Here is a 21264-nt window from a genome sequence, read left to right on the forward strand (position 1 = left end):
GCTACCCGGCCGTGGTCCTCAGAAGTAGGGCCTGAAGTCCGCAGGACCCCTCCGCCGACGCCACCCGGCGCCTCCCGGCAGCTGACGCCCGTCAGTCCCATGAAGTCGGGCCTTCCGCCCATCGCGACGACGCCGGCACGCCCCTACGGTCGAGGTGTCGACGACGTCGGACGAGAGACGGAGTGCACTGCCATGGACACGTTGCTGATGACCGGCTTCCCGGGGTTCCTGGGCTCGGCCCTGCTGCCGCGGCTGCTGGCGCGGCGAGACGGCTCCCGCGCCGTGTGCCTGGTGCAGGCCCAGCACCTCGCGACCGCGCAGGAGCGGGTCGCCGAGCTGGAGCGCGACCACCCGCACGTCCGCGACCGGGTCGACCTGGTCGTCGGCGACATCACCACGGCCGACCTCGGGCTCGACGAGGCGGCGCGGGCCGCCCTCGACGACGTGACCGAGCTGTGGCACCTGGCCGCCGTCTACGACCTCGCGGTGCCGCCCGAGGTCGCGCACCGGGTCAACGTCGACGGCACCGCGCACGTCCTCGACTTCTGCCAGGCCCTCCCCCGGCTGGACCGGCTGCAGTACGTCAGCACCTGCTACGTCAGCGGACGCTACGACGGCGAGTTCGGCGAGGACGTGCTCGATCAGGGCCAGCCGTTCCGCAACCACTACGAGTCGACCAAGTTCGTCGCCGAGCAGCTGGTCCGCGACGCGATGGCCGGCGGCCTGCGCGCCACGATCTACCGGCCCGGCATCGTCGTGGGCGACTCGGCCACGGGCGCGACCCAGAAGTTCGACGGCCCCTACTTCATCGCGGGCTTCCTCAAGCGCCAGCCCGGTCCGGTCGCCGTCGTGCCCCGGGTCGGGGATCCCGACGCCGTCCGCGTGTGCCTGGTCCCGCGCGACTTCGTGGTCGACGCCATGGACGTGCTCTCCGTCCAGGACCGGTCCGTCGGCCGGACCTACGCGCTCACCGACCCGAACCCGCCGACCGCGCGCCAGGTCGTTGGAGCCTTCGCCCACCGGCTCGGCAAGCGCGTGGTGTGGATCCCGGCGCCACTGAGCCCGACCCACGCCCTCATCGACAAGGTCCCCGGCATGGAGCACCTCCTCGGCCTGCCGGCCGAGGCGGTGGACTACTTCGCCTCGCCGACGACGTACTCGACGAAGCAGACGACCAACGACCTCGCCGGCACCGGCGTGGCCTGCCCACCGTTCGAGGAGTACGCCGACCGCCTGGTCGACTTCATGCTCGCGCACGCCGAGATCACCTCGAAGGCGATGGTCTGAGTGCCCACGCCCGAGCTCACCGTCGTCAACATCAGCCTCACCGGGCCCGATCGCGACCACGACACGACGGTCAGCTTCTTGGACCACACCTTCCGGCTGGTGCGGACGGGGACGTCGGGCGACGTCGACGCGGCGCGCCGACTGGTCGCGTCGTGGGCGGCGGAGGCGGACGCGGTGGCCGTCACGGGCGTGCGCGAGGCCCGCGCCGTGGGTCTCTACGACGGCGAGCTCGACGCCATCGACTCCATCAAGCAGACGACCACCGGCGTGCCGGTGAGCGACGGGCACGCCCTGGGCGACGTGCTGCAGGAGTGGGCGATCCGGTACCTCCAGGCCGAGATGCCGGGCTACCTCTCGAACGCGCGGACGGTCGTGCTGGGCGGTCTCAACCACGCGCGGACGACGCGGCTGCTGCGGGAGTTCACCGACAACATCGAGTTCGCCGACCCGCTGCTCCGCTTCGACCTGCCCGCCAAGGTGGTCGCCAACCCGATCCTGGGGCTGGCCGTGCACACGGCGTTGCGGCCGGTGCACCTGCTCCCGAGCACGGTGAAGTCGAAGATCCAGGCGCCCGGCACCGGGCTCAGCACCGCGCTCGCGCGCCGGGCGGCGCGGGACGCCGACGTCGTCGTGGCGACGTACGACGAGCTGGTCGGCTTCGGCCTGGAGGACCTGGCCGGCAAGACGCTGATCAGCGCGGCCGTCTCCGACGAGCGGCTCGCCGACCTCGGTGACCGCGGCGTCGACCTGGTGCTCGACAGCGTGCCGCAGCCCTTCGACGTGACGGTCAATGCGGCCGTCCTGGAGGCGATGATGCAGGCGCTGGTCGGCGGCGGGCCGCTCACCAACGACGACATGCTGGACATGATCGTCGAGTCCGGGCTCGAGCCGCGGCTGCTCTACCCCAACGGCTGGCGGCGCAAGAGCCGGTTCGCCTTCGTCATCCACCCGCTGTCGCAGTCGTTCTTCGACAAGGTGGAGCCACTCGGCACGATCACCCGACTCTCGCCCGGCGTGGTCAACGACGCCATCGAGAAGGCGCTGGCCTACGCCCCGCCCTTCACCTACAGCCACGTCACCGGCATCACCTCCCCGACCGGCGCCGAGGCCGAGGGCTGGCTGATCACCGTGGGTGGCACCCCGAAGGAGCTGATGGCGCACAGCCCGGAGTTCACCTACGCACGCCTGCTCCAGGCCGCGGACATCGCCCGCAAGCTGGGCGCCCAGGTCATGGGGCTGGGCGCCTTCACCAAGGTCGTCGGCGACGCCGGGGTCACGGTGGCCAAGAAGGCGTCGCTGCCGGTCACGACCGGCAACAGCTACAGCGCCTCCGGGGCGCTCTGGGCCGCGCACGACGCGCTCCTCCAGCTCGGTATCGCCGAGGTCGACGAGCACGGGGTCCTGCACGGGAGGACGATGGTCGTCGGCGCGACCGGGGCGATCGGCTCGGTCTGCGCGCGGCTGCTCGCCCTGGCCAGCGACGAGCTCTGGCTGGTCTCCCCGGAGACCGCCAAGCTGCTGACGCTCAAGCAGGAGATCGAGCGGGAGCACCCGCGGGCGACGGTCCACGTCGCCGCCACCCCCGACGAGCACCTCCCCGACATGGACCTGATCGTCACCGCGACGTCGGGTGCCGGCAAGCGGGTGCTCGACATCATGGCGGTCAAGCCCGGGTGCGTGATCACCGACGTCGCCCGGCCGCTGGACCTCTCGGCCGAGGACGTCGCCAAGCGGCCCGACGTGCTGGTCGTCGAGTCCGGCGAGATCGAGTTGCCCGGCGACGTACGGATGAAGAACATCGGGCTGCCGCCTGGTGTCGTCTACGCGTGCCTGGCCGAGACCGTCGTCCTCGCGCTCGAGGGTCGCTACGAGACGTTCACCGTCGGGCGCAACATCGAGTGGGAGAAGGTCAAGGAGATCTACCGCCTCGGCCTCAAGCACGGCATGAAGCTCGCCGCGATCTCGGGGGTCAACGGGGTGTTCACCCCGGAGCAGATCGCGGACATCCGCGAGCGGGCGCTCGCCGCGCGCGCGGTGGCCGCGACCGGCTGAGCGCCGACGGGGCCCGCGCGAGACGTCATCCGAGGTGGCTGCCCCAGCGACCGGACCGCATGACCTCCCCGAGGCCCGCGCAGGACGTCATCCGAGCCGGCCGCCCCAGCAACCAAACCGCATGACCTCCCCGAGGCCCGCGCAGGACGTCATCCGAACCGGCCGCCCGGGCGACCAGACCGGATGACGTCCCCGGGCGGCGACCGGCAGGGTCAGGTGATCGGCTCGAACGACGCCGTGAAGTGCCGTAGCGCCCGCGGCTCGTCGACGATCCGGTATCCCGGCAGGGAGTCGACGCGTTCGGCGAGTGCCTCGCACACCTCGATGACGTAGTCGACGTGGCTCTGGGTGTAGGTCCGCCGCGGGATCGCCAGCCGCACCAGGTCCATGGCGGCCGGCACCTCGGTGCCGTCGGGGCGGCGACCGAACATGACCGTGCCGATCTCGCAGGAGCGGATGCCGCCCAGCTCGTAGAGGGCGACCGCGACCGACTGGCCCGGGTACTCCAGCGGGTCCAGGTGCGGCGCCAGCCGCCGGGCGTCGATGTAGACCGCGTGCCCACCGATCGGGCTCAGCACCGGGATGCCGCGGTCCCGCAACGCCTCGCCGAGGTAGGCCGTCGACCGGATCCGGTACCGGAGGTAGTCGTGCTGCACCACCTCCTTCAGCCCCTGGGCGAGCGCCTCCAGGTCGCGGCCGGCGAGGCCGCCGTACGTCGGGAAGCCCTCGGTCAGGATCAGCGTGTTGCGGCAGGCCGTCGCCAGGTCGTCGTCGTCCAGGGCGAGCCAGCCGCCGATGTTGCCCATCGGGTCCTTCTTGGCGCTCATCGTCATCCCGTCCGCGAGCGCGGCGATCTCGCGGACGATGTCGGCGACGTCCCGGTCGCCCTGCCCCTCCTCACGCTCCCGGATGAACCAGGCGTTCTCGGCGAAACGGCAGGCGTCCAGGTAGAGCGGCTTGCCGAACCGCGTGCAGACCTCGCGGACGCCGCGCAGGTTGGCCAGCGACACCGGCTGCCCGCCGCCGCTGTTGTTGGTGATCGTCACGAAGACGCACGGGACGTCGTCGCCGCGGGTCGTCAGCACCTCCTCGAGGCGCGCCAGGTCCATGTTGCCCTTGAAAGGGTGGTCCGACGTCGGATCGAGGCCCTCCGGGATGACCAGGTCGAGCGCCTCCGCCCCGGTCGCCTCGACGTTGGCCCGGGTGGTGTCGAAGTGCGTGTTGTTCGGCACCACCCGACCCGGGCCGCCGATGACGGAGAACAGGATCTTCTCGGCCGCGCGGCCCTGGTGGACCGGGATCACGTGCTCGAACGGGAAGAGCTCGCGGACCGCGTCGGCGAAGACGAAGTACGACGGTGAGCCGGCGTAGGACTCGTCGCCGTGCTGGATCGCGGCCCACTGGTCCCGGCTCATCGCGCCCGTACCCGAGTCGGTCAGCAGGTCGACGAGGACGTGCTCGGCACGCACCTGGAAGAGGTTGTAGGCGGCCGTGCGCAGGTGCTCGCGCCGCTCGGCGCGCGTGGTCAGCCGCAGCGGTTCCACGGAGTGGATCCGGAACGGCTCGAAGATGGTGCGGAAGCCCGGCTCGTCCATGCCGGCCATGGTGGTCTCCGACCACCCTGGGAGGTACGGCCGAAAGACCTCAGTGCGTCAGGCCCGCGCGGCCGCGAGCGCCCGACCGGAGTGCTCCAGGGCGCGCGCCATGTCCAGGACCCGCCGCTCCCGCCCCTCGGGCCCGTCGATCTGGGCGGCGAGGAAGTAGCCGTCGAAGAGCGCGACCCCGAGCCCGGCCAGGCGCTCGCCGATCTCGGCGGCCACCTCCGGTCCCTCCGCCTCGAACGCCACGGTGATGAACTCGCGCATCCGCTCCAGGGCCTCGCTGCGGACCCGGTCGAGCACGTCGGCGACGCCGGGATCGCGGTTGGTCAGGACGAGGGTCAGGAAGAGCCGGAGGAACTCCTGGTGCTCGTCGAGGTTCGCGGCGATGGCTCGCAGGAACGATCGCAGCCGGGTGCCGGCGTCACCCCGCGCCCGGCGCAGCGGGGTCGCGTCGAAGAAGCGGCGCGCGCCGCGCTCCATGACCGCGGCGGCGATGGCGGCCTTGGAGTCGAACTGCCAGTAGATCGAGCTCTTCTGGATGCCGGACGCCTTGATGATCGCCGAGATGCTCGCGCCGTCGTAGCCGTACTCCGACATCAGCCGCGAGGCGGTGTCGAGGATCTCCTCGCGCACGCGCTGGCCCTGGGCGTTGCGTCGCACGCCGTCGCTCCCCGCCGAGACCGTCATGACCCGATCGTAGTGACGCGGAGTGCTTGACAGATCGGTGGACATGCCCGCATCCTACCAAAACTGACTGGACCGGTCGGTTCAGTAATGGCATCTCGGTCATGGCAGGGAGGTGGCGCGATGGACGCCGGGGGATTCGACGCGGACGTCGCCGTGGTGGGCTACGGGCCGAGCGGCGCGATCGCCGCCAGCCTCCTCGCCCGGGCCGGCGTCCGGACGGTGGTCCTGGAGAAGGACAAGGACCTCTACGCCCGCGCCCGCGCCGTCACGGTCAACGACTGGACGCTGCGGATCCTCCAGGAGCTCGACGTCGCCGAGCGGGCCAAGCAGGACATGGACGTGATGCCCGCGGTGAGCTGGAAGACCTACCGCCAGAAGCTGGTCTTCCGCCTGGTGCAGAAGCCCGACGTGCTCGGCCACCCGACCGCGATGATGATCTACCAGCCCAAGATGGAGGCCGTGGTCCGCGAGGCCGCGTCGAGGTACGACGACCTCGACGTGCGCTTCGGCCACTCCTTCACCGGGGTGGAGCAGGACCGGGTCGGCGTCACGGTCTGCGCGACCGACCACCGGGGACGCCCGTACTCCCTGCGGGTGCGTTACCTGGTCGGCGCGGACGGCGGCTCGAGTCCGGTGCGCGAGTCCCTCGGCCTGTCGATGGTGGGCACGACCCGGCCGCGTCGCTGGGTCGTCATCGACGGCGAGGTCCTCGATCCGTGGCCGGGCAGCGACGAGCTCGTCTTCTGGTCCGACCCGGTCCGGCCGGTGGTCGACATCCCGCTCGCGAAGGGCAACCACCGGTGGGAGATCCCCCTCGCGCCGGGTGAGACGGACGCCGACTACGACACCGAGGACAAGGTCTGGCGACGGCTGCGAGCACTCGGCATGGACGAGTCCCGGGTCCGGATCAAGGGCTACGCCTTCTACAGCCACCACCTGCGCCACCTCGAGGGCTGGCGACGCGACCGGGTCGTGCTCATCGGCGACGCCGCGCACCTGATGCCGCCGTGGGCGGGCCAGGGCATGCAGTCGGGGATCCGCGACGCCCACAACGTTGCCTGGAAGCTCGCCGCGGTGTGCCGCGGCGAGCTCGACGACGCGGTGCTGAACACGGTCGAGGCGGAGCGGTGGCCGCACGTGCGCCTGCTCACCGAGATGTCGGTGCGCCTGGGCATGTTCATCGAGGCCGACAACCGGGCGCTGGTCGCGGTGCGCAACACCGTGGGCCCGTGGGCCCGACACCTCCCCTTCTGGAACCGGGTCCTCCAGCCGAGCAACGCCACGAACCGGTTCACCGACGGCTGGGTCACCGGCCGGCCGCGACGTCGCAACGCCCTGGGCCGGATGATCCCGCAGCCGTCCGTCTTCGACCGCCAGGGCCGCGAGCACCTGCTCGACGACCTGGTCGGCGACGGCTTCGTGGTCCTGGGCGCGGGCGTCGACCCCCGCGACGCGATGACCGCTGACCAGGTGGCGGCGTGGACACGCCTGGGCGCGCGTTTCCGGACGGTGCGGGTGGGCTTCGCCACCACCGACGGTCCCGAGGACGTCATCGACCACACCGGCGTGCTCACCGGCTGGATGCGGCGCCACCGGGCCGCGGTCGTCGTCGTGCGCCCCGACCGCTTCGTCGCCGCGACCGACACCACGGGCCTCGACGTCCCGGCCGCGCGCAGCACCGCCACCGCCGTACGCCGCCCCGAGCCCGCCCCCGCCCTGTCGTGACGAGGAGAGACCCCATGGACCTGACGACCACCGACGTCCCGGTGGGTGAGTGGACGATCCACACCCACCAGGCCGGCGACCCGGCCGACCCGACGATCCTGTGGCTGCACGGGTCGGGGCCCGGTGTGAGCGCCCTGTCGAACTGGGCGGCCCTCATCACGACGATGCCCGGCTACCACCACGTCGCACCCGACCTGCTCGGCTTCGGCGACTCCTCGCACCCCGAGGACCTACCGCTGGGCGTGGCCGGCTCGGCGGCAGCGCGGGCCGAGGCGATGCTCGGGCTGCTCGACGCGCTCGGGGTCGGCCGCGCCCATGTCGTCGGCAACTCGATGGGCGGCATGATCGCGCTGCTGCTCGTGCAACGCGCGCCCGAGCGGTTCGACCGCGTCGTGCTGATGGGCAGCGCCGGCGCACCGATCGAGCCCACCGCCGACCTGATCAAGATGATCACCTACTACGACGACCCGTCCCCCGAGGCGATGCTCGACCTGATGGGACGGTTCCTCCACGACACCGGCCTGTACGGCGACCAGATCGACCAGGTTGCCGCCGACCGCGCCGAGGTGGCCGCCCGCGAGGACGTCCGCCGGTCGCACCTGCGCACCTTCAGCCCGGACGGACCGCTCCTCGTCTTCCCGGTCGAGGACCTCGTCGCCATCGAGCACGAGGTGCTGCTGGTCCACGGGCGGGAGGACCGGATCATCCGCAAGGAGTCGTCCTACTACCTCGCCGAGCTGCTCCCCCACGCCCAGCTCCACGTCCTGCCCGACGCCGGCCACTGGGTCCAGATCGAGCAGGTCGACCGGTTCCGGTCCCTGGCCACCCTCTTCCTCGGAGAGGACGCGGCATGAACGACGTCTTCGGCAATGTCCACCTCGGCTACCTCGTGGTCGAGACCCAGCGGCTGACGGACTGGCGCCGGTTCGGGGCCGACGCGGTCGGTCTCCACGTCGACGAGATCGCGCCGGGCACGACCCGCTTCCGCCTCGACGACCGCGCGTGCCGCTTCCTCCTGCAGCGCGGCCCGGCCGAGGACGTCACGGCGCTCGGCTGGCAGGTGGACGACCACGAGACCTTCGACGTGATCCTCGGTCGGGTCACCTCGCGGGGTCTGCCGGTCCAGGAGGGGACCGCGGACGAGTGCGCCCTGCGTGGCGTGGAGCGCCTGTGGCGGTTCCCCGGCCCGAAGGGTGCGGCGACCGAGATCTTCACGACGCCCGTCACCACCCCGGACCCGCTGGCCATGCGCAACGCGGCGTTCGTCACCGGCGAGAGCGGCATGGGCCACGTCGCGATCACGTCGAAGGACGTCCTGGGCCTGCACAGCTACTACGGCACCCTCTTCGACGCCCGCCTGTCCGACTTCATCCTCGAGCGGATCGGACCCGTGGACCTGCGCATCCGCTTCCTGCGGGTCAACGAGCGGCATCACTCGGTCGCCGTGGCCGGCGTGCAGCGGTTCGCGGTCGACCCGATCCGCACCGTCATCCAGCACGTCAACGTGCAGGTCGCCGAGCTCGACGACATGGTCGCCGCGCACGAGCGGGTCAAGGCCGAGGGCTTCACGATGATGTGGTCGGTCGGCCAGCACCCCAACGACCGCTCGATCTCCTTCTACTGCCAGACCCCGTCGGGCTTCGAGCTCGAGGTCGGCTGGAGCCCGCTGGTCGTGACCGAGGAGCTCGAGTCGACCTGGGAGCCGACCACCTACCAGGGCATCTCGCTGTGGGGGCACACCCCGGTCGGCGAGGACATCATCCACAAGATGGGGATGGTCCGGCAGGCCCTGCGCTCGGCCCGCCGGGCCGAGGCCGCCGTACCCGAGCTGCGCGACCCGGCGTCGGTGCCGGCCTGACCGGGGCTCGCAGGACTGGTCAGTAGTACCAGGGGAAGGGCGACCAGTCGGGCTCGCGCTTCTCCAGGAACTGGTCGCGGCCCTCCTGGGCCTCGTCGGTCATGTAGGCCAGCCGGGTCGTCTCGCCGGCGAAGAGCTGCTGGCCGACCAGGCCGTCGTCGATGAGGTTGAAGGAGTACTTCAGCATCCGCTGCGCCGTCGGCGACTTGCCGTTGACCAGCCGGCCCCACTCCAGCGCGACCCGCTCCAGCTCCGCGTGCGGCACCGCCCTGTTGACGGTGCCCATCCGGACGCCGTCCTCGGCGGAGTACTCCTGGCCGAGGAAGAAGATCTCGCGGGCCAGCTTCTGGCCGACCTGGCGGGCGAGGTACGCCGACCCGAAGCCGCCGTCGAACGACCCGACGTCGGCGTCGGTCTGCTTGAAGCGGGCCTCCTCCGCGCTGGCCAGGGTGAGGTCGCAGACCACGTGGAGGCTGTGGCCGCCGCCGGCAGTCCAGCCGGGGACGACGCAGATGACGACCTTGGGCATGAACCGGATCAGCCGCTGGACCTCGAGGATGTGCAACCGCCCGAGGCGGGCCTTGTCGACGGTCGTCTCCGCCGTCTCACCCTCCGCGCGGTGCTCATCTTGATACATATAGCCCGCGCGCCCGCGGATCCGCTGGTCACCGCCGGTGCAGAACGCCCACTTGCCGTGCTTGGCGCTGGGGCCGTTGCCGGTCAGGATCACGCAGCCCACGTCGCTCGACGTCCGCGCGTGCTCGAGGACCCGGAGCAGCTCGTCCACGGTGTGCGGCCGGAACGCGTTGAGCACGTCGGGACGGTCGAAGGCGACCCGGACGGTGCCGTGCGCCCTGGCGCGGTGGTAGGTCAGGTCGGTCAGGTCCTCGAAGCCCGGGACGGCGTCCCAGGCGTCGGCGTCGAAGATCTCCGACACCCCGTCGATGGCGCTCATGGGGGCGAGGCTATCGCCGGGGAATGCCGGTGGCCGTGCCGGGCATTGTCCGGTCATGACACTTGTTGGCGAGTACGAGCCCAGCCCGGAGAAGTGGGTGCGCGACCAGGTCGAGGAGTTCGAGGCCTCGGACGGCCAGCGCGCCAACATCTTGATGGGCAAGCCGGAGTGGCCGATCGTGGTGATCACCTCGAAGGGCGCCAGGTCCGGCAAGCTGCGCAAGAACCCGGTCATGCGGGTGGAGCACGACGGTGTGTACGCCGCGGTCGCGTCCAAGGGCGGCGCACCCGAGCACCCGACCTGGTACTTCAACTTCGTCGAGCACCCCGAGGTCGACCTCCAGGACGGGGCCGAGAAGCACACCTACCGCGCCCGCATCGCCGAGGGCGCCGAGCGCGCCGAGTGGTGGGAGCGCGCGGTCGCGCAGTACGCGCCGTACGCGGAGTACCAGGAGAAGACCGACCGGGAGATCCCGGTCTTCCTGCTCGAGCGCGTCTGAGACGTTCGTGCAGGGCGCGGCCGGGGCGGTCGTCTGCGCGCAATTGAACGATGAGACACCGGCTACCCGTCGGTAACCGCTCCTCACCGTTCAATTGAACGAATACCGACCGCCTCCGGGCCGACGTGCGCCACCATGCGCGGGTGACCACCGACATCCCGGCCCGTCGATCGGCGCTGGCCGAGCCGACCGAGGACCCGCCCGCCCGGTGGGTCGCGTTCCTGACCCTGGCCAGCATCGGCCTGTGGGCGGGGTTCTTCGGACCGATCCAGGTGCTGCTCGCCCAGCAGGCCGAGGCGATCGACGCGAGTGCGAAGAAGGAGATCCTCGCCGTCGTGCTCGGGCTCGGCGCGCTGACCTCCGTGATCTGCAACCCCGTCTTCGGTGCGTTCTCGGACCGCACCACGCTGCGCCTGGGCCGTCGGCTGCCGTGGGTGGTCGGTGGCGCGGTCGGCGGCGCCGCCTCGCTCCTCGTGCTCTCGGCGGCCGGCAACGCCGTCGTCATGGCGCTCGGGTGGTGCGGCGTGCAGGCGTCGCTCAACGCCATGCTCGCCGCGGTCACGGCGACCGTCCCGGACCAGGTGCCCGTGCACACGCGGGGGCGCGTCGGCGGCATCCTCGCCGTCGCCCAGACCCTCGGGGTCGTCGGGGGCACCGGGGTCGCCTCGGCGACCGGGAGCATCGCCGCCGGGTACGTCGTCATCGCGGTCGTGGTGCTGGTCCTGACCGTCCCCTACGCCCTGGACTCCCGCGACCTGGCGCTGACGCCCGAGGAGCGGCCCGCACCCTTCGACTGGGTCGGGTTCGCCAAGGGGTTCTGGATCTCCCCGCGCCAGCACCCGGACTTCGCCTGGGCGTGGATCACCCGCTTCCTGGTCAACCTCGGGAACGCGCTGGGTCTGCTCTACCTCCTCTACTACCTGCAGGACGCGGTCGGCGTCTCCAAGGACGACGCGCCCGACCGGGTGTTCGTGCTGACGGTCATCTACGGCGTGATCCTGATGGCCACCGCGATCGGCTTCGGCGTGTGGAGCGACCGGATCGGGCGCCGCAAGGTGTTCGTGATCTGGTCCGGCGTCGTGGGGGCCATCGCGTCGCTGATGCTCGCCCTGGTGCAGAGCTGGCCCGCCGCGGTCGCGGCAGCCGTGCTCATGGGCATCGGCTACGGGATCTACACCGCCGTCGACTTCGCGCTGATCACCCAGGTGCTGCCGGGCGCCGAGGACCGGGCCAAGGACCTCGGCGTCATCAACATCGCCAACGCGCTGCCCCAGGTCTTCGCGCCGATCATCGCCGGGCTGCTGCTCATCCTCGTCGAGGCCCTCGGGGGCGCGACGGAGACCAAGGGTGCGTCGTTCTCGGTCGGCTACTTCGTGGTGTACGCGAGCGCCTTCGTCGCGGCGATCCTCGGGTCGGTCTTCGTGACCCGGATCAGGTCGGTGTCCTGACTCCCGACGGCGCCGGCCCGGCCGTCAGCCGAGCGCTGCCTTCGCCGCCGCCCGCGAGATCGACATCGCCAGCCCGACCAGGTGGCCGAGCCGGGCGACCTCGGAGTCGAGGAACTCCGGCCCGCCCCGGCGGCCGATGACCACCACGTCGGTCTTGTTCAGCCGCGCGACGCAGCGCACGGCGTTCGCGTCCTCCGACACCACCGTCGCCGCCCGGTCCACCCGCACCCACTCCAGGTCGCGGGGCGCCGCGTCGGTGGCGTGCACGACACCGTCGTTCTTCGAGACCCGGGCGGCCCAGTCGGCCCGGAACGTCACGGGCAGCAGGTCGATGAGGCGGTCCAGGGCGATGTCCGGCTCGGACGTGAGCTCCTCGACGGCCTCGAGGTCGAGGAACAGGTTGCCGCCGGCGCCGTAGCGGCTGATCCAGACGACCTCCACGCCCTCGAGGGCGTTGCACGCGGACACGATGGAGTCGGGCATCGCGCCGGGCGCGGTCTCCAGCAGCACGTCGTCGACCGCGACCCCGTCGTGCCGCTTCTCGACGATCTCGATCGCCTCGATGTCGCCACCCGCCATGCCGATCGCCGTCGCGACGCGACCCAACGACCCAGGGACGTCGGGCAGCTCCACGCGCAGGAGGTACGGCATGGCCTCGACCCTAGCCCGACCGCGTTGCGGGGGCGTTTCCGACGTTTCACTCCCCGGATGGCCCCGGGGAGCCTGCCTCGGACCTGCCCTCCGACAGCCGCCGCCGCAGGCCGGTGGCCCGCTGGGCCCGGGTCTCGACCGCCGCACGGACAGCGGCCTCGGAGCCGACGACCCGCACGTGGTGCCGGGCGCGGGTGACCGCGGTGTAGAAGAGCTCGCGGGTCAGCAGTCGGGAGCCCTCGTCGGGCAGCAGCACGGTCACCCGGTCGGCCTGGCTGCCCTGGCTCTTGTGGATCGTCATCGCATGCATGGTCTCGACGGCGTCGAGCCGGCCGGGCGCGAACTCCTTGAGCCGGTCGGTGCCCGCGACGAACGCCCGGGGCCGCCCGCCGTGCCGGACGACGACGCCGGTCTCGCCGTTGTAGACGTCGAGGGTGTAGTCGTTGCTGGTGACCAGGAGCGGGCGGCCGACATACCAGGCGCCGCCGCCGGGACCGAACAGGTCGACGTCGGGCTCCTCGGCCAGCCAGCGCTCGACGAGGTGGTTCCAGCGGCGTACGCCGAACGGCCCCTCGCGGTGGGCGCAGAGCAGCCGGTAGCGGTCGAGCTCGGCCAGCGCGCGCGCCGGGTCCTCGTCGACGGCCGCCCGCCAGACCGCGCGGGCCGCGCCGACCGAGTCGGGACGCAGGGCCTCCTCGATCCCGGCCTCGTCGGTGGCCTCGACGAACTCCACCTGGTCCGACGGTGCCCGGAGCACGGCGAGGACCTCGTCGGCGTCGCCGTCGCGCAAGGCGGCGGCGAGCGCCTTGATGTCCTCCTCGGAGCGGAAGTTCTCGGTCAGCGCCGCGACCGGCGAGTCGGGCCGGCCGGCGTAGCCCGCGACCAGGTCGCTCAGCACCGCGCCCGCGCCGACGGAGGTGAGCTGGCGCGGGTCGCCGACCAGCACCAGGCGGCTCTCGGGCCGCAGCGCCTCCAGCAGCCGGCCCATCATCGTGAGCTCGACCATCGAGGACTCGTCGACCACGACGACGTCGTGCTTGAGCCGGTTGGCGCGGTCGTGGCGGAACCGGGTCGCGTTGTCGGGCCGCCAGCCGAGCAGCCGGTGGAGGGTCAGCCCGTCGAGCCGGCCGACCAGGTCGCGGGCCGCGGGCCACGTCCGTGCGACCACCTCGAGCTCGGTGGTCACCGCCTCCTGCAGGCGGGTCGCGGCCTTGCCGGTCGGCGCGGCGAGCGCGATCGACAGGCCGCCGCCGGCCTGGTCGGCGAGCAGCGCCAGCAGCCGGGCGACCGTGGTGGTCTTGCCGGTGCCGGGTCCGCCGGTCAGGATCGTCGTCCGCCGGCGCACGGCCGCGACGACCGCCCGCTCCTGCTCGGCACTGAAGTGGCCGGCGCGGACCTTGGCCAGCGCGAGCTCCAACCGCGCCTCGTCGACCGCTGGGGCGTCCAGGGCGAGCCGCGCCTCGAGATCGTCGTGCACCTGGGTCTCGAGCCGGTGGTAGCGGTCGAGGTAGAGCAGGCCGAGATCCCAGCGCAGCGCCCCGACTTCGACGAGGGGGGACGCGGCGAGCACCGCCTCCCAGTCCTCGGGCCAGGCGAGGTCCGCGGGCAGGTCGGCGGTGTCGCGCACCGCCGTGAGGTCGAGGCAGACCGAGCCGCGGCGCACCGCCCGGACCGCCAGCGCCACCGCGAGCAGGACCCGCTCGTCGGCCTCCTGGCCGAGCACGCCGAGGCGGGTCGCGACGTGGACGTCGGAGGAGGTCAGCACACCGGCGGCGTTGAACGCCGCGAGCAGCCCGGTCGCGGTCGTCGCGATCCGCCAGTCGTGCTCCCCGACGGGCTCGAAGACCTCGGTCACGGCGCACCATCGTCCAGCAGGTCGGAGAGCTCCTCGACCAGCGCGACCGGGGGTCGCCAGGAGAAGACGCCGCACGGTGCACCGTCGACCAGGGGGGTCGTCGGGCCGCACATGCCGCGCAGGTAGAGGTAGAGCACGCCGCCGAGGTGCCGCTCGGGGTCGTAGCCGGGCTGGCGCCAGCGCAGGAACCGGTGCAGCACCGCGGCGTAGAGCAGCGCCTGCAGCGGGTAGTCGGAGTGCCCCATCGCAGCGTCGAGCGCCTCGGGTCGGTAGCTGTGGGCGGTGAGTGGCTCGTCGATCGGACCGAGCCAGTTGGTCTTGTAGTCGACGACGAGGTAGCGCGGGCCGTCGGGCGTGTGCAGCCGCAGCGCCACGTCGATGGAGCCGGTGAGGTAGCCGCGCAGGGTCTGTTCGCCCAGCGGGCCCGCCAGCCGGCCGGCGTAGGCCCGCACCGGGTCGCCGGGCGGCAGGTGGCGCTCCAGCAGCGGTCCGAGGTCGGCCAGGGCGCGGCCGCCCAGCGGGAGCTCGAAGTCGAGCTCGCGCAGCCGGTCGCCCAGTGGCACCTGCCGCAGGGTGGTGCCCGCGAGCGGCCCGAGCGGGGAGTCGCAGACGGCGACCAGCGCCTCCGCGAGCTCCTCACGGTCGAGGTCGACGGGCCACCAGCCGAGCTGGTCGTCGATGTGACCGAGCAGCTCCTCGCGCAGGTCGGGGGCGTCGGGGTCCGTGTGCTCGAGGACGGCGTGGACCAGCGAGCCGAAGGTCGCTCCGACCGGCAGACCGGCCATCGGCGACGGCACGTCGTCGGGCAGCGGTGCTGCCACGACGGTCTCGTCCGGGCCGAGCAGCTCGTCGTCCTTGGGATCGATCTCCGGCTCGCTGACGACCGTGCCGGCTGGACCGGTGGGCGCGACCTCCAGCCGGCTGAGCGAGGAGTACGACGCCCGGCGCCACTCGGTGTCGACCTCGCGCGTGAAGTGGCGCGCGGCGAGCCCGGGTGGGTCCGGGCGCGGCGGGTCCGCGCCGGGATCGGCGTGGACGGCCGGCTCCGGGGTCGGTCCGCCCCGGTCGCGCCACTGCGCGAACAGCGCCACGACCTGGTCGTCGTCGGGGACGGGCGGCGTCGCGGGGACCTCGCTGGTGGCGGGGTCGCGCATCAGCAGGCGGTGGAGCGGCGACGCCACGGCGTTCTTGGTCGGCGCCCACCAGGCGACCACCTGCGACTGGGCACGGGTCATCGCGACGTAGAGCAGCCGCAGCCACTCGCCGGCCTCCTCATCGGCCCAGCGCCGGCAGTGGTCGGCCCAGTCGGCGCCACCGCCGCCGACGTCGAGGCAGCGCCGCCCCCCGTCGTCGTGGAAGAGCGGCCGGGTCGGCTTGGGCACGAAGCGGTCGCCCAGGGCGGGCACGTAGACGACGGGGTACTCCAGCCCCTTGCTGGCGTGGATGGTCACGAGCTGCACGGCCGCCGCGTCGGAGTCGAGCCGGCGGGTGCGCTCGACGCCGCGCCCGGCGCGGCCCTCGGCGACCTGCTCGCGCAGCCACGTGAGCAGCGAGACCAGGCCGTGGCGTTCGGTGAGCGTGACCTCGTGGAGCGCCTCGCCGATGTGGCGCAGGTCGGTGAGCCGGCGGTCACCGCCCACCTCGGCCAGCACGCGCGCCGGCAGGCCGGCACGCCCCCCGACTCCCATGGTCGCCGCCTCCAGCACCGCCGCGACGCCGCGGCGGGTGAACAGCTCGACCCAGCCGCGCAGCGTGTCGGCCACCTCGTCGGTCAGGTCGTCGCCGCGGGCGTCGAGGTCGGCAGCGGTGTGGCCGAGGAAGCAGGTGAGCGCGGCCGACCGCACCCGACCGCTGCGGTGGGGCTGCTCCAGCGCCTCGAGCAGGGTCAGCCACTCGACCGCGGCCGGCGTCGCGAAGACGCTGCCGCCGCCGGCGATCACCGCCGGGACGCCCTGCGCCAGCAGCGCCTCGCGCACCTCGGCGAGGTCGGCGTGGCGGTAGCTGATGACGGCCACGTCGCGCGGGCGCAGCGGCTCGCCGCAGAAGGTCGCGCCCGAGGCGAGCAGGCGGCGTACGTCGAGGGCGAGGTCCTGCGCGACGTGGGGCCGCACCTGCGCGACCGTCAGCATCGCGCTGCCGCTGCGCCGGAAGGCGTCGCGGCGCACGACCCGGATCCGGAACGGCGCCGGCGACGGCAGCCCCGCCAGCCGGCTCTCGGGGTGGTGGGCCTCGACGTCGCGCACGACGATGCGCGGATCACCGAGCTCGGCCCCCGCCACCAGCCGCTGGAACGAGTCGAGCAGCGGCTTGTCGCTGCGCCGGTTGACCGAGAGCGTCTGCTGCGTCGTGGCCGTCGCGGCCGCCGCGAGGTAGGTGGCGACGTCGCCGCCGCGGAACGCGTAGATCGCCTGCTTCGGGTCGCCGATCAGCACCATCGTCGCGTGCCCCGAGAACGCCCGCCGCAGCACCTCCCACTGCACCGGGTCGGTGTCCTGGAACTCGTCGACCAGCACGATGCTCCACCGAGCCCGCATCCGCTGCGCGGCCGCGCCGTCCGGGTCGGCCAGGGCGTCGCGCAGCTGGGAGAGGAGGTCGTCGTAGGACAGGATCCCGAGCCGGCGCTTGCGCCGGTCGAGCTGCGTGCGCACCGCCTCGGCGAAGCTGACCCGGCGCCCGGCCGGGGTGGCACGGTCCTCCCCCGCCGGCTCGAGCCGGGCCTGGGGGTCGCCCACCGCGGCGCGGGCGATCGCGAGCGCGTCGGCGTGGCTGAACACCGGTGGGTCGGCGTCGAAGGCGAAGGCGCGCAGGTAGAGGTCGTCGACGGTCTCCTTGACCAGGTCGTCGAGGTCCTCGACCAGCCGCGCGCGGGAGTCGCTGTCGCCCGCCACCCCGAGCGAGTCCAGCACCAGCGAGCAGAACTGGTGGGTCGTCGCGATCGTCGCGGCGTCGAACCCGGCCAACGCCTCGGCCACCCGCCGGTGACCGGCGCGGCGCTGCTCGGGCCCCCACGACCGCAGCATCTCGACGAGCTCGGAGTCGCCGACCGCCGCGCCGACGGGATCGTCGGACAGCACCCGCTCGGCCTCGACGAGCTGGGCGCGGACCCGCTCGCGCAGCTCCTGGCTGGCGGCGCGGCCGAAGGTGACGACCAGCATCTGCTCCAGCCGAGCGTGGCCCTCGGCGACGTAGCGCGTCACCAGTGCCCCGATGGTCCAGGTCTTGCCGGTGCCGGCGCTGGCCTCGAGGAGCACGGTCCCCGACGGCAGGGGGTCGCGGATGTCGAACGGCACGGGTGCGGGGGACGCCTTGCTCACAGCGGGCCCACCCTCTCCCCGCCGGTGAGCAGCGGCTCCCAGATCCGCCACGCGTGCTCGGCGATGCCCGCGGCCACCAGCACGTCGAGCGGCGCACCCGGGCCCCAGACCCGCTGGTGCCGCGGGTCGGCGTCCTCGCCCTCGATGCCGAAGGCGTTGTAGGGGTCGGTCTCCCACTCGCGTCGAGCCGCGTCGTACGGCGACGTGTCCTGCCCCATCAGCGTCCGCGCGTGCGCCTCCGCCCAGGCGGCTGCCGTCTTCACCGGCGCCGGCAGCGGCTCGCACAGGCCCTGGTCGCGGAGCTCGACCAGGTCACGCAGCCAGTCGACGGCCCGGTGGTCCAGCGGCCCGGACAGCGCGCGCTTGGGCCCCGCCCGCTCGCGTCCGACGGCGTGCGCGGTCCAGTGCTCGTCGGGGTGGGAGGCGCTCAGCGCGAGGAGGTCGACCCACGTCAGGAGCCGCTGCCGGGGGTTGAGGCGGGAGTACCTGAGAGACACGAGCCGGTGGCCGTAGACACCCGGCACGGTGCCGGTCAGCCGCCGGCCGTCGCCGAGGTCCACGTCGACGTCGACCGAGCGGCGCTCGCCGTCGCGCAGGTCGGCCGTGCGCGTCCAGAGCCGCTCGCACTCGCGGGTGACCTCCCGGTAGGCGTCGTCACCCAGCCGCCCCGGCGGCAGCGTCCCGCTCAGGAGCTCGGCGAGCATGACCGGACCCGGCTCGTGACCGGTGAGCAGCTCCCGGAGCAGCCGGTCCCCGATCTCCCACTGCTGCAGGTTGTCGAGCGTGACCGGGATGGCGTCGGCGAGGTCGTCGGGCTCGAACGGCGTCGCGACGTCGAGCCGGTCGCGCAGGAACGCGCGGACCGGATGCGCGAGGAAGGCCTCGAGGTCGGCCAGCGACACGTCGCCCCGCGGCCGTGGCGGCAGCGCGCCGGCCAGCAACGGAGGCGGCGCGTGCCGCTCCCCCCAGGCCGACCGGGCACCGGCCAGCGCGGCCAGGTCGAAGCTGAAGGGCCGCACGGGGTCGAAGTTGCGGGCGTCGTAGGGCTGCAACGGGTGCTGCGTCAGCACCCGTTCGCGCACCGGTGCGGCTGTCGTGCGGTCCGCTGCGTCGAGGATCTCCCCGAGGGGGACGGCGGGCGGGCGGCGCGCCCCCGACTGCTCGTCGGCACCGGTGTAGGTGATGACGAGGTGCTCGGTCGCGGCCATGACCGCGTCGAGGAGCAGCTGGCGGTCCTCGCTGCGGGGATCGCGCTCGCCGGTGAGGGGTCGGCGCGCGAGCACGTCGTCGCCGTCGACCGCGCCCGCGCGGGGGAACACGCCGTCGTCGAGCCCGACGAGGCAGACCACGCGGTGAGGCACCGACCGCATCGGCACCATCGTGCAGACGGTGAGGGTGCCGGTGCGGAAGTTGGCGCGGGTCGGCCGGCCCGCCAGCCGCGACTGGAGCAACGCGCGCACGTCGGAGAGCCGCAGTTCGATCCCGCCCTCCTGGCCGCTGCCGGCGGCGCGGGCGAGCTCCCGCTCGAGCTGAGGCAGCTGCCAGGCGTCGTCCGCGTCGACGTCGGTGAGCGAGCGCACGCCCTCGCGCAGGCGGTCGGTCCAGTCGGCGACGGTGCGCGCGGCGGCCAGCCCGTCGAGGCAGGTCTCGAGGCGCGCCAGGAGCTCGGCCAGCCGCCCGGCGAGGTCGATCTCGTTGCTGCCGACGTCGTCGAGCGGCAGCCCGCGGCCGAGATGCCGGTGGTCGTCGCCGCTCATCGCGACCCCGAGCAGCACCCGGTCGAGGCCCGCACGCCAGGTGTTGTGGGCGAATCGCTCCATCTGGAACGGCGCGCGCGACTGCTCGTCCAGGCCCCACCGCACGCCGGAGCGTGCCACCCAGCGGCCGAGGCGGTCGAGGTCGTCGTCGGTGAAGCCGAAGCGCCGCCGGCACGGCTCGGTCGACGCGAGGTCGAGCACCTCGGAGGCGGTCACCCGTCCTCCCGACAGCTCCAGCAACGAGCTGGCGACCGCGAGCAGCGGGTTGGTGCTGGTGAGCGCCCGATCGGCGAGCTTGACCCGCAGGAGGTGGGCGGGGTGGCCGACCCCCGGCGCCTGGGGCTGGGCGAGCCCGAACCCGGCCGAGACCAGTGGTGCGTAGGTCTCGATGTCGGGGCACATCACGAGGATGTCGCGCGGCTCGAGGGTCGGGTCGTCCTCGAGCATCCCGACCAGCACCTCACGCAGCACGTCGACCTGGCGGGCGGGTCCGTGACAGGCGTGCACCTGCAGCGTGCGGTCGCCGTCGGCGAGGTGGCGGCCGGCGCGCTCGGCGTGCGTGGGGGCGTGGTTGGCGCGCAGGTCGACCTGGAGCCACCCCAGCAGGGTCTCGGCCGGCGCCAGCTCGACCGGCACCAGGTCGGAGGGGATGCCGTCGAGGGTGCGCCGCAGCTCGCGGGCGTCGCGGCCGAGGGAGGCGAGCAGCGGGTGGCCGACCCGCTCGGCGGAGGGGTCGTCGTCGCGCGCCACCACGCCGCCGAGGCCGGCGAGCGCGTCCCAGAGGTCCGGGGAGGGCTGCGGGAGGAAGAGGTGGACGTCGCGGTGGGCGCCCAGGGCGGTGAGCAGCTCGACCTCGGTCGCCGGGATGCGGGTGTGGCCGAACAGCGACAGGCGGCCGGGCAGCGGCAGCTCCGCGCCGCCCGCGGCCAGGGCCCGGCAGGTCTCGGCGTGTCGCAGGTCCGGCGGCGGAGCGTCGACCCGCGGCAGCAGCCGGCGCCAGAGCTCGGCCTGCCAGCGCAGGTCGGGCGCGAGGTCGCCGTCGTCGCCCTCGCGCCAGGCGGTGACGAGCGCCGGCCGCTGCCGGGCGTACGACGCGAACAGGCCGGCCAGCCGCAGCGCGACCGAGTAGCGGCGGTTGCGCCGCACCTCGGCGTCCGCGGCGGACGCGCCGTGGCCGAGGTGGGTCGCCAGCGTCGCGCACCAGGGCTCGCCGAGGCTGTCGTCGATCGTGGCGAGCAGCGGCCAGACCAGCCGCTCGGGGTCCCAGGGGTCGTCGCGCTCGCGGCCGAGCAGCAGCGACACCAACGACGGCGGGCTCAGGAACCGCACGCCCGCGCAGACGCCGTCACCGCCGCGAGGACCGGCGCCGAGCCGGTGGCTCAGACGCTGGGTCACCCAGCGCTCCACGCCCCGCGCGGGCACCACCACGACCTCCTCCGCGAAGGGGTCCCCCGCCGCACCGGCGGTGGCGGCGAGCAGATCACCCAACCGGTCCACGAGCGCGTCGGTGCGCGCTGCGCGGTGGAGGTGCAGGGTCACGGCCGCACCCTACGGGCCGCCGGGGACACCGTGGGC

General features: G+C 73.3%; 13 protein-coding genes and 1 pseudogene. 7 read left to right on the forward strand and 7 right to left on the reverse strand.

The window, feature by feature from the left end:
- The first annotated feature begins 192 nt into the window (after window positions 1-192).
- Together ACILRH_RS19875 and ACILRH_RS19880 are read left to right on the forward strand one after the other, a co-directional pair.
- Window positions 193-1287 (forward strand): SDR family oxidoreductase, encoded by a 1095-nt coding sequence (locus tag ACILRH_RS19875; RefSeq protein WP_395695801.1) that lies wholly within the window; start codon window positions 193-195, stop codon window positions 1285-1287.
- Complete coding sequence (locus ACILRH_RS19880; protein WP_395695802.1) at window positions 1288-3339, forward strand: dehydrogenase; 2052 nt, start codon at window positions 1288-1290, stop codon at window positions 3337-3339.
- Window positions 3340-3551: 212 nt separating this feature from the next.
- On the opposite strand, the gene ACILRH_RS19885 is transcribed toward ACILRH_RS19880, so the two are convergent.
- Together ACILRH_RS19885 and ACILRH_RS19890 are read right to left on the reverse strand one after the other, a co-directional pair.
- A complete protein-coding gene (locus ACILRH_RS19885; RefSeq protein WP_395695803.1) occupies window positions 3552-4934 on the reverse strand; it encodes a tryptophanase in 1383 nt (460 codons plus the stop codon).
- A 459-nt stretch (window positions 4935-5393) separates the two neighbouring features.
- Window positions 5394-5672 (reverse strand): annotated as a pseudogene (locus ACILRH_RS19890) (TetR/AcrR family transcriptional regulator); the annotation flags it as partial.
- A gap of 75 nt (window positions 5673-5747) precedes the next feature.
- Between ACILRH_RS19890 and ACILRH_RS19895 the strand changes: the two are divergent.
- From ACILRH_RS19895 to ACILRH_RS19905, 3 genes are read left to right on the forward strand one after another with little or no spacing between them, the layout of a single operon-like run.
- Entirely contained in the window at window positions 5748-7352 is a 1605-nt protein-coding gene (locus ACILRH_RS19895; protein ID WP_395695804.1) for a bifunctional 3-(3-hydroxy-phenyl)propionate/3-hydroxycinnamic acid hydroxylase, read from the forward strand.
- Between the two features lie 14 nt (window positions 7353-7366).
- Window positions 7367-8206 (forward strand): alpha/beta fold hydrolase, encoded by an 840-nt coding sequence (locus tag ACILRH_RS19900; protein ID WP_395695805.1) that lies wholly within the window; start codon window positions 7367-7369, stop codon window positions 8204-8206.
- The gene (locus ACILRH_RS19905; protein WP_395695806.1) at window positions 8203-9210 is read left to right on the forward strand and encodes a VOC family protein; all 1008 of its coding nucleotides are present in this window, start codon (window positions 8203-8205) and stop codon (window positions 9208-9210) included. Before ACILRH_RS19900 ends, ACILRH_RS19905 begins: the two co-directional genes overlap by 4 nt.
- A 19-nt stretch (window positions 9211-9229) precedes the next feature.
- Here the strand turns inward: ACILRH_RS19905 and ACILRH_RS19910 are convergent, their stop codons facing one another.
- The gene (locus ACILRH_RS19910) at window positions 9230-10165 is read right to left on the reverse strand and encodes a 1,4-dihydroxy-2-naphthoyl-CoA synthase (protein WP_395695807.1); all 936 of its coding nucleotides are present in this window, start codon (window positions 10163-10165) and stop codon (window positions 9230-9232) included.
- A 55-nt stretch (window positions 10166-10220) separates the two neighbouring features.
- Here ACILRH_RS19910 and ACILRH_RS19915 point away from each other — a divergent pair, with 55 nt between their 5' ends.
- Both ACILRH_RS19915 and ACILRH_RS19920 read left to right on the forward strand, forming a co-directional pair.
- Window positions 10221-10664, forward strand: coding sequence for a nitroreductase family deazaflavin-dependent oxidoreductase (locus ACILRH_RS19915; RefSeq protein ID WP_395695808.1), 444 nt, complete (start codon window positions 10221-10223; stop codon window positions 10662-10664).
- A 143-nt stretch (window positions 10665-10807) separates the two neighbouring features.
- Window positions 10808-12112: an MFS transporter gene (locus ACILRH_RS19920; protein WP_395695809.1), complete on the forward strand. Its 1305-nt coding sequence runs from the start codon at window positions 10808-10810 to the stop codon at window positions 12110-12112.
- A gap of 24 nt (window positions 12113-12136) precedes the next feature.
- Here the strand turns inward: ACILRH_RS19920 and ACILRH_RS19925 are convergent, their stop codons facing one another.
- From ACILRH_RS19925 to recC, 4 genes are read right to left on the reverse strand one after another with little or no spacing between them, the layout of a single operon-like run.
- Window positions 12137-12763 carry an ACT domain-containing protein gene (locus tag ACILRH_RS19925; protein WP_395695810.1) on the reverse strand — a complete coding sequence of 209 codons (627 nt, stop codon included), beginning with the start codon at window positions 12761-12763 and terminating at the stop codon, window positions 12137-12139.
- Between the two features lie 46 nt (window positions 12764-12809).
- Entirely contained in the window at window positions 12810-14618 is a 1809-nt protein-coding gene (gene recD, locus ACILRH_RS19930; RefSeq protein WP_395695811.1) for an exodeoxyribonuclease V subunit alpha, read from the reverse strand.
- A complete protein-coding gene (locus tag ACILRH_RS19935) occupies window positions 14615-17932 on the reverse strand; it encodes a UvrD-helicase domain-containing protein (RefSeq protein ID WP_395695812.1) in 3318 nt (1105 codons plus the stop codon). The genes recD and ACILRH_RS19935 overlap by 4 nt, the downstream gene beginning before the upstream one ends.
- Window positions 17929-21228, reverse strand: a complete 3300-nt coding sequence (gene recC, locus ACILRH_RS19940) for an exodeoxyribonuclease V subunit gamma (RefSeq protein WP_395695813.1) — start codon at window positions 21226-21228, stop codon at window positions 17929-17931. The genes ACILRH_RS19935 and recC overlap by 4 nt, the downstream gene beginning before the upstream one ends.
- Window positions 21229-21264 lie beyond the last annotated feature (36 nt).

The organism is Nocardioides sp. (assembly GCF_044226765.1).
Classification (GTDB): Bacteria; Actinomycetota; Actinomycetes; order Propionibacteriales; family Nocardioidaceae; genus Nocardioides.

What these genes read in the sequence shown, in the direction of transcription:
- ACILRH_RS19905 (WP_395695806.1), top strand. Translation starts at nt 8,203, where the DNA reads ATGAACGACGTCTTCGGCAATGTCCACCTCGGCTACCTCGTGGTCGAG.
- ACILRH_RS19900 (WP_395695805.1), top strand. Translation starts at nt 7,367, where the DNA reads ATGGACCTGACGACCACCGACGTCCCGGTGGGTGAGTGGACGATCCAC.
- ACILRH_RS19885 (WP_395695803.1), bottom strand. Translation starts at nt 4,934, where the DNA reads ATGGACGAGCCGGGCTTCCGCACCATCTTCGAGCCGTTCCGGATCCAC.
- ACILRH_RS19895 (WP_395695804.1), top strand. Translation starts at nt 5,748, where the DNA reads ATGGACGCCGGGGGATTCGACGCGGACGTCGCCGTGGTGGGCTACGGG.
- ACILRH_RS19910 (WP_395695807.1), bottom strand. Translation starts at nt 10,165, where the DNA reads ATGAGCGCCATCGACGGGGTGTCGGAGATCTTCGACGCCGACGCCTGG.
- ACILRH_RS19925 (WP_395695810.1), bottom strand. Translation starts at nt 12,763, where the DNA reads ATGCCGTACCTCCTGCGCGTGGAGCTGCCCGACGTCCCTGGGTCGTTG.
- ACILRH_RS19915 (WP_395695808.1), top strand. Translation starts at nt 10,221, where the DNA reads ATGACACTTGTTGGCGAGTACGAGCCCAGCCCGGAGAAGTGGGTGCGC.
- ACILRH_RS19875 (WP_395695801.1), top strand. Translation starts at nt 193, where the DNA reads ATGGACACGTTGCTGATGACCGGCTTCCCGGGGTTCCTGGGCTCGGCC.